At 50.1% G+C, this 8,149-nt stretch carries 5 protein-coding genes; 2 read left to right on the top strand and 3 right to left on the bottom strand.

Annotation, left to right across the window (positions count from 1 at the left end; all coding sequences use genetic code 11):
• The 3 genes from Q0R17_RS16720 to Q0R17_RS16710 form a co-directional block, all read right to left on the bottom strand.
• Positions 1–2,738: TonB-dependent receptor (locus Q0R17_RS16720; protein WP_293936974.1), on the bottom strand; the 2,738-nt coding region annotated here is incomplete at its 3' end.
• A 253-nt stretch (positions 2,739–2,991) separates the two neighbouring features.
• Positions 2,992–3,981, bottom strand: coding sequence for a FecR domain-containing protein (locus Q0R17_RS16715; RefSeq protein WP_293936972.1), 990 nt, complete (start codon positions 3,979–3,981; stop codon positions 2,992–2,994).
• A complete protein-coding gene (locus Q0R17_RS16710) occupies positions 3,978–4,505 on the bottom strand; it encodes an RNA polymerase sigma factor (protein WP_293936970.1) in 528 nt (175 codons plus the stop codon). Before Q0R17_RS16710 ends, Q0R17_RS16715 begins: the two co-directional genes overlap by 4 nt.
• 417 nt (positions 4,506–4,922) lie before the next feature.
• Between Q0R17_RS16710 and Q0R17_RS16705 the strand changes: the two genes are divergently transcribed.
• Both Q0R17_RS16705 and Q0R17_RS16700 read left to right on the top strand, forming a co-directional pair.
• A complete protein-coding gene (locus Q0R17_RS16705; RefSeq protein WP_293936966.1) occupies positions 4,923–6,410 on the top strand; it encodes a glycoside hydrolase family 13 protein in 1,488 nt (495 codons plus the stop codon).
• 273 nt (positions 6,411–6,683) lie between these two features.
• A partial coding sequence (locus Q0R17_RS16700; RefSeq protein ID WP_293936964.1) for a hypothetical protein occupies positions 6,684–8,149 on the top strand: 1,466 nt, incomplete at its 3' end.

Below are 8,149 nucleotides of genomic sequence, written 5' to 3'. Positions count from 1 at the left end.
GTTTTGATTTGTACTGCTGAGCCACTGTAGCTCTGCCAAGATGCACCTTCTTCGGCGGTGTTTAATGGGCCACTTACATAACTAGCGCGTAAGCCCATGGTGAGTTTTTGATCCAGTAAGCGTGCACCAAAAGTGGCATTGGTACTGATTTGGGGTGGGATCATGTTACTTATATAGGACGAGGTGAAACCAACAGGCGAGCAGTCTGGGGTTTCGCTGAGTTTGGGCGTGTATTCTGCTTTGCTCCGCAGATAGCCTGCCATTTTTGAATCGCAAACCATTGCTTTGTGATTCAGAGTAGCGGCTAGCTCGCCAAAGAAATCGCCACGGTCGTAAGACGCAGACAGCTCAAAGCCAGAAACGCTGAAGCTGTCGATATTGGCCATAGAGAAGTTCTGTTCCCACGCTTTTTTGCCCGAAATTTGTACGCGGGTAATGTACTTATCCGTGGTGTTATTAAAGTAAGCCACTTTCAGACGCAGCTTATCGTCTGCTGTAAATACACCATCTTTAATAAAGCTCACCCCAGTTTCCCAGTTTTTGCTGTGCTCAGGCTCAAGCGGCGAGGAAAAGGTCGCCGAGAAACCAAGGGTAGATTCATACAGGCTAGGCATGCGCAGCCCTTCGGTGTAGCGCAGATAGCTGCTGATACTGTCGCTGATTTTAAACGTCAGGCCAAACGCAGGCGCAAAGCCACTGCCTTCACGCTCGATAGGCTCGCTGCGGCTAAAGGCCCCGGGGATATCGTTGTGATAAACCATATCGTCGACGGAGGATTCGTGAACTTGGCTGCGACTGATTTCTACCGGATCTTGGTCTTTGTCATGCTCTAGAACAATTTTGCTGGCTTTAAGCGGGTTTGTTGTATCGCTAAATTGACCGGTATTATCCTGATGCCAGAGTACGGTGCCAATGCGATCGTTTTTGTCGTCATATAAGCTAATACGCTTCCAGCCTAGCGGTTCTTTGAGCTGGGTGGCGGTGACATTGCGATCCTGGCTGCGATAGCGCAAATAGCGGCCACCGGCTTCTACCGTCAGCCAGTTTGTAGGCTGCCATTGCATATTGAGGAAAGCGCTTTCCTCATTACGCGTGCCGCTGCGCAAGGTGCGGTTGTGGTTTAAATCATCGATATCTATTTTTACGCTATCGGATGGGGCGATATCTTCTTTTTGCAGCGAAAAACCATAGTTCAGGTTAAAGGCACCGTAGGCGTTATCAAAGCGCGAGGTATTGCTTAAATCGGCACCATAGCGCTGCGATTGGTTTTTAGCCAGGTAGAGTGTTTCTACGCATTGCTCGCATTCGTGATCCCAGTTGGTGGGTTTACCTTCGTGTGGATTACGGAAAAAATCACCATTGCGGGCGGCGCTTTCCATATCGGTGTACCACAGGTTGGCCTTTAGGCTAATCAGAGCATTGTCAGTAGGCTGATATTTATAGCGTGCAGTCCATGCATCAGTGCTGACTTCGCTTGGCTTCCACTGCTTAATAATGCCGGTGCTATTACGCAAGATTTGCGAAGGCATGATTTCGCCGTAAGTACTTTTAAAATAGCGGTAACCCAACTCTAAAGCTTGATCGTCGCTTAAATTAATGGTGGTTTTTAGCAGGGCTGAATCGGTGGTGTTCGAGGTATTGAGCACTTCATCGCCAGCATGATAAAACTGGGTGATGCCGTTGTCGTCCCCCTGTTCATCAATATTCTGATAGCTGGTGAAGCCGTTCTTACCGGAGAAATAATTACCGATATTGCGATGGCTGATGGCGGCGACCAGATCAAAACCATCTTGTTTAGTGGCGTAAGCAAGGCTTAAAAAACCGCTACGCGGGTCTAGCAGATTATTGCGATCGGTGCGGGGTGTGGTTTCAAAATCAGTAGACGCTTCCTTGCTATTGTCTTGCAGACCAGTGCGAATCCTAAAACCGCTACGCTCACCCGGCTTTAAAATATCTTCGCTGCGCAATGTTTGCATACTCACCAGCCCACCAATTGCCCCCGCGCCCTCAACGCCCATGCTTGGGCCTTTGGCGATATTGATTTCGCTGATCAGCTCTGGATCGATATAGCTGCGGTCGGCAATGCCTGCGTAGCCTCGGTAAACGGTGGAGGATTGCAAGCTGCCATCAATGAGCACGGGTACGCGGCCTTGGCCTTGCATGCCACGGATATTCACATCCACCGCGCCGCTATTCCTTGCATCGCCTACCACCACGCCGGGCGTGCCCTTAAAAATATCGGCGGGAGAGGTGCCTCGGAATCGATCGATGTTTTCGCGGCTAATATGCGCCGACGAGCCTGCTTTTACATAGGGGCGATCGCTGGCTTCAATGGCATCATCATTAGCAAACAGCGCCCCTGCACCGCTCACGCGCACCGCGCCAATTCCTACCATATTGCCCGCTGCTGCGGGCTCAGGCTTTAAAACAATTGTGCCATCGCTGGTGACTTCGGCGCGTAAGCCGCTGCCGCTGAGTAATTGGCGTAGCGCATCACGCAGACTATATGTGCCTTTTAGAGCGGGGCTTTGGCGGCCTTCAGTTAACTTGGCATCTACCAGTAATACCATGCCCGCTTGGCGTGCTAGCTCACCCAGTGCACGGCTTAGCGGTTGGGTGCCGATATTAAATTCGGTGGTAGCTGCTGGGGCGGCGTAGCTAGCCAGCGGGGTAGCAAATGCAAGGCTAAGCGCCAGAATCAAAGGTCGGATTGCCGTGTGGCGGTTTGATGATTTCATTGGTTTTACTCTCTATTGGTAATGATTTTAAGAATCATTCACAATATAAAACGAATGAAACGATCAAACCCTGATATGGCTGCGTCAATATTTTAATATTGCTAAATTTTATTTAGACAGGGTGTGGTAAGGCAGTTAGTTGTTTGGGCCTTATGCAGCAGCAATACGCGGCTAGCCAGCACTAGCAGCGTATTGCTGCGTGCTCCTTAGATGAGGAAAGAAGATTCATTGTTTATCAGGGTTGCAGCTCTATTTACCGCGACATTATTTTTCCATCGGCAATACGCACGGGTAAAACTTGTGGCAGGGCGGCGGTGAATTGCTTAAGTTTGCTCACTTCAAAGCTACCGCTAATGCGCAGCTCGCCCAGTTTGGGATCGGTGAGTTGTAAGTTGCTTGGCGTGTAGCGTTCAAACTCGGCTAAGGCATCTTTAAGCGGGGTGTTGTCAAAAGTGAGCCGGCCACTTCTCCAGCAGCCTACCGATGCAGGGGTCACACTCTTGATCGGCGATAGCTCACCTGCAGCCAGCACAATGGCATCACCCGCTAGCAGCGTAGCTTGCGAAACAGGGCGGCTGTCATATTCGGCCTGTTGCTTAAATGCGGCTACTTTTACCTTACCTTCTTGCACGGCTACGCTGACTTGCTGATTGATATTTCGCACTGCAAATTGTGTGCCTAGCACGGTAACTCTGGCCTTTCCTGTTAGCACATGAAAGGGCTTGTCGGTGTCTTTGCTGACGTGAAACATGGCTTGACCACGCAGTAGCTGCACTTCTCGGCGCGAGCCATAGAGGGAGACTTGGATCTGGCTGGCGGTATCTAGCTCTACTGTGCTGCCATCGGGCAGCGTTTGGCGGCTGAATTTCCCTTTGGCGGTGGTAAAGGTTTGCGAAAAGCGGGGCTGCTGCCGCTCAAACCACAGCAGGCTACACACCAGCATGAGCATGGCACAGGATGCAACCGCCATCTGCGGCATTACCTTGCTACAGGCTTGCCAGCATACCTGCCATAGACTTTGCTTAGGCTTTAGCCCTGCATGCACTTGGCGCTGTAGTGCAGTAATCTGGGCGCTAGGGAGCTGGCCGATAAGCACATTGATACTGGTCATCTCGCGCCAGGCTTGGTGGTGCTTGGCATCGGCGTGAATCCATTGCTGTAATGCGGCTTGTTCCTCTGAATCTAGCCCTTGCTCTTGTCTTAATAGCCATTGTGCTGCCAAAAAATCGATGCTCTCGCTCATTGCGCACCTCGCTCTGCCAAGCCTTTTTTGCAAATGATCATGCCATTGATGATGTGTTTTTCTACCATATTGATCGAAATCCCCATTTTTGCGGCGATCTCTGCATGGCTTAAGCCATCAAACTTATACAAAACAAATGCTTCTTTACAGCGTGGTGAAAGTGTTTCAATTAATTGAATCAGCTGCTGCATCGATTGCCGCCCAGCTACGCGCCGCTCTGGCTCGTCTGCCGAGGAGGCCATCAGCTCCATCCGTTCGATATCATCGTATTGGCGGGCATTATTTTGTCGATATTGATCAATCACGATATTTTTAGCTGTGGTGTAGAGCAAAGCGCCCACACCTGCTGTTGCAGTGGCATGGGGGCTGGCTAATACGCGCGCATAGGCCTCTTGCACCACATCTTGTGCCTTATCGCGGCAGCCAATGGAGCGTGAAATGAGATTATGCAAATCGTGGTAATAGCGCTCAAACACAGAGAGACAGCCCAAAGCAGAAAGCGGCAAATCATACCTATACAACATAAAGATAACAAGAATCATTATTATTTAAAATCAATAAGTAATGCGTAAGCAAATGCAATTTATATCAGGGCATGAAGCTAACAAGGCACGGCTCAGCAAAGGTATAAAAATCACACACATCAGGGTAGCGATCCTTTGGGTGGCTCTTGAATACGGATAAATATGCCTCTCCTAGAGGGGTGCAACCCCCTGCGCACTAACTAAATTATTTTTTCATGAGCAAACAGCGAAAAAACCGATTGACCACGCTATTGGTACGGGACCTTTACCCTTCCCTTGAAGCTGCGACACGAGGAGTAAGCGGCTCAATGGCTGCTGCGTAACATCTGCTAATAATTAAAAGCACGCTTAGGGGCATAGCAAGCAGTTTCTTTACTAGACTTAAGTCAAGCTTTCTCATTCCTGCTCGAGTAAACCATGAAAAACACCCTAGATGCCGCCACCAAGCAAATGGCCAGCCAGATTATTTATCAGATTTTCCCTGAGCGTTTCGCCATTGGAGGCGGGCTGAGTAGCGCGGCTAAATTAGCACAAGCGGCCTATGCCCAGCCGGATATTGCCAAGCGGGATTGGGATGATTCCACGATGAACCAGCCTTGGGGCATGCAGTTTTTTGGCGGTGATTTAGATGGTATTGCAGAGAAGCTAGATTACTTGCTTGATCTAGGCGTAACAGGTGTTTATCTAACGCCAGTGTTTACCGCACCCAGTAATCATAAATACGATGCGGTGGATTTTTTGAGCATCGATCCCATGTTTGGTGGCGAGCCTGCCTTGCAGCGGCTGATTACTGCATTACACAATAAAGGCATGAGTCTGACACTGGATGCTGTGCTGAATCATGTTTCTGATCGTCACCCTTGGTTTTTAGCCGCGCAAGCAGGGGAGGTTGGCAAGCGCGATTGGTTTACTTTTGCAGAAGATGGCGCTTATCTATGTTGGCAAGATTACGGCATGATGCCCGAGCTGAATTTAGCCAACCCAGAAGTGCGCGATGTTTTATACCGCACACCCGCCAGCCTAGTGCAGCACTGGCTGGCGAAGGGCATCGACAATTGGCGTTTTGATGTGGCGCAGGATGTGGGGATAGAAGTGGCGCAGGAAATGGCAGCCATCGTCGCCCAGCGTTTCCCCAAGGCGGGCCTGCTTGGCGAATTAAATGGTTTTTCTGGCAGCTGGTTTGAAGCGGGTGGTGGTTTTAAAGGCATGATGAATTACTGGTATCGCACCGCCACGCTGGCTTGGCTGGCGGGGGAAATTGATGCGTTGCAAATGAATTATGCACTTAAAGACGCCAGAGAAGCTTACGGCTTAAGTGGTTTGCTCTGCTCGTGGAATATGCTCTCCAGCCACGATACGCCAAGGCTGCTGACTACCGTGGGCAGTGTAGAAAAAGCCCAGCTGGCGCTGATTATGCAATTTACCTTACCCGGTATCCCGCTGGTTTATTACGGTGAAGAAATCGGCATGGAAGGCGGGGCGGACCCCGATTGCCGTCGCCCCATGCGCTGGAATCAGGCTGATTGGAATCATGCGCAGCGCCAGTTTGTGCAACAGCTGATTGCGATTCGCCAGAGTAATCCGGCTCTGCAATATGGTGATGTGCAGGTATTGGGCGATAGGCTGGCAGGCAACGCGCTGATTTTCTTACGTGTTACTGAGGTGATCGGCGAGGCGGCTTTAGTGATCGTCAATTTAGCCAATCAGCCGCTGAATACCAAGCTACTCATTCCTTACTCGCACTGGTATGACGGCGTGCCACTGTTAGATGCGCTGGGTGCGGCGTCAGCCTGCCGAGTGCAAGCAGGCAGCGTTGCATTAAATATCCCCGCCCAATCTGCCGCTATTTATTTGGCTAGTGAGCCTTATCAGCATTATCAATTTTTTAAACAGCGTAATTGCTGAGCAGCTCCCTAATGGGGGCTGCATCGCTGACAGCTATATTAAGATTACATTAATTACTGGTTCGCTACTTGTTTTTAGTAAGTATTAAACTAGTATTAAATCAAAAATATTTCTTAATACTTACTAATAAATTCAAAAATGATGGCTGGACTCGCTGTCATCCCTGCTCAAAAAACCATTGTTTTTGACAAAATAGTGGTTTTTTTTTAGGCCTGATTATGCTGACTGGCCTTGCTCTGCTTTTGCCGCCATCCATTCAAAGGGAAGTTCATCATGAGCGACGGGCTTGCTTTTGCACCGGCTAATAACAAACGTATCACCGGCTGGACAATGAAGTTATCCATCGCAACGGTGGTGGTCTTGTGCATGTTGGTGTTGGCCGTGGTGGTCATTGGCATAGGTTGGAGCGGGGCGCGTACTACCCTGCTGGATACCGCGTCTAGAACGGCTAAGGATGCGGGCCAGCTGATTACTGAAAAATCACGGCGTATGTTAGAGCCTGCTCAAGCTACGCTGCGCATGCTGGTGGATGATCCGATCGCCAATGCCTCTACGTTAGAAGAGCGCTTGCTACGGCTGACTGCGCTGGCCGAAGTACTGAGCGCGAATGAGCTGATCTCTTCCGTTTTTGTGGGTTACAGCGATGGCTCCTTTATGCTGGTGCGCCCATTGGATCGTGCAGATATCCGTAGCAAGTTTAAAGCACCACCCATGGCTAATTTCTTGGTGCAATCGGTGCAGGTTTTGCCTAGCTGGCAGTTAAAAAGCGAGTACCTGTTTTTTGATGCGAGCTATGACTTATTAGAGCGCAGAAGCGTTCCAGAGTATCGCTATGATCCCCGCACTCGCCCTTGGTATCAGGCATCGGGCCGCACCTCGGCCTCGGTCTTATCTGAGCCTTATATTTTCTTTTCTAGCCAGCAAATTGGCGTCACGCTAAGCCAAAGCAGCCAGAATGGTAAAGCCATTTTTGGTGTTGATATGGTGCTGGATGATCTTGCGAGCAGTCTTGATGGGCTAAAAATATCCCCCAATACTCAGCTGGCCCTTGTGAATGGGCAAGGCAGAGTGCTGGCTTATCCTGATATGAAAAAAGTCCTGATTAAAGGCGCTGATAAGGTTGAATTTAGCACAGTAGCTGGTTTGGGCGTTGCCAGCCTCAGCCGTCTGAATACCTTGGCCCCAGCTAAAGGCAAGGTGGTCACTTATGAAGTAAACGGTGAGGAGTGGCTGGGGACGGTTTTACCTTTTGAAGTATGGCAGTCAGAAGGAATGCGTTTACTAGTGGCCTTGCCCAGCAACGATCTACTGGGTGAGCTGCGCGGCAAACTGCTGCATTTGATTGTAGCGGTGATGCTGCTCGCCTTATTACTGATGCCCTTGGGTTGGTTGGCTGGTGCAAAAATCGGCAAGAGCATGGATCAGCTTACATTGCAGGCGCAGCGGATGCAGTGTTTTGATTTCAGCCAGAGCTTGCGTAAGCACACCATGGTGCAAGAGGTGAATGACTTATCCGGCGTGCTCAGTGATATGAGCCAAACTATTCAGACTTTTCTGCAGATTAGTCAGGACATGGCCACTGAGCCTAAGGTGGAGCGCATGCTGGACAATGTCCTTAAGCAGCTGGTGAAGGCAACGCGCTGCCAGGCGGGAGTCGTTTATTTACTGAATCACAGTCATGCCAAAATGGAGCGTGCTGTGGCCGTGGGCCCATTATTGGGCCATACGGATACGGGCTT

Origin of the sequence: Iodobacter sp. (assembly GCF_025352645.1) — a bacterium.
In the GTDB taxonomy this organism is placed as follows: domain Bacteria; phylum Pseudomonadota; class Gammaproteobacteria; order Burkholderiales; family Chitinibacteraceae; genus Iodobacter.
This window is presented reverse-complemented; position numbering and strand designations above follow the sequence as displayed.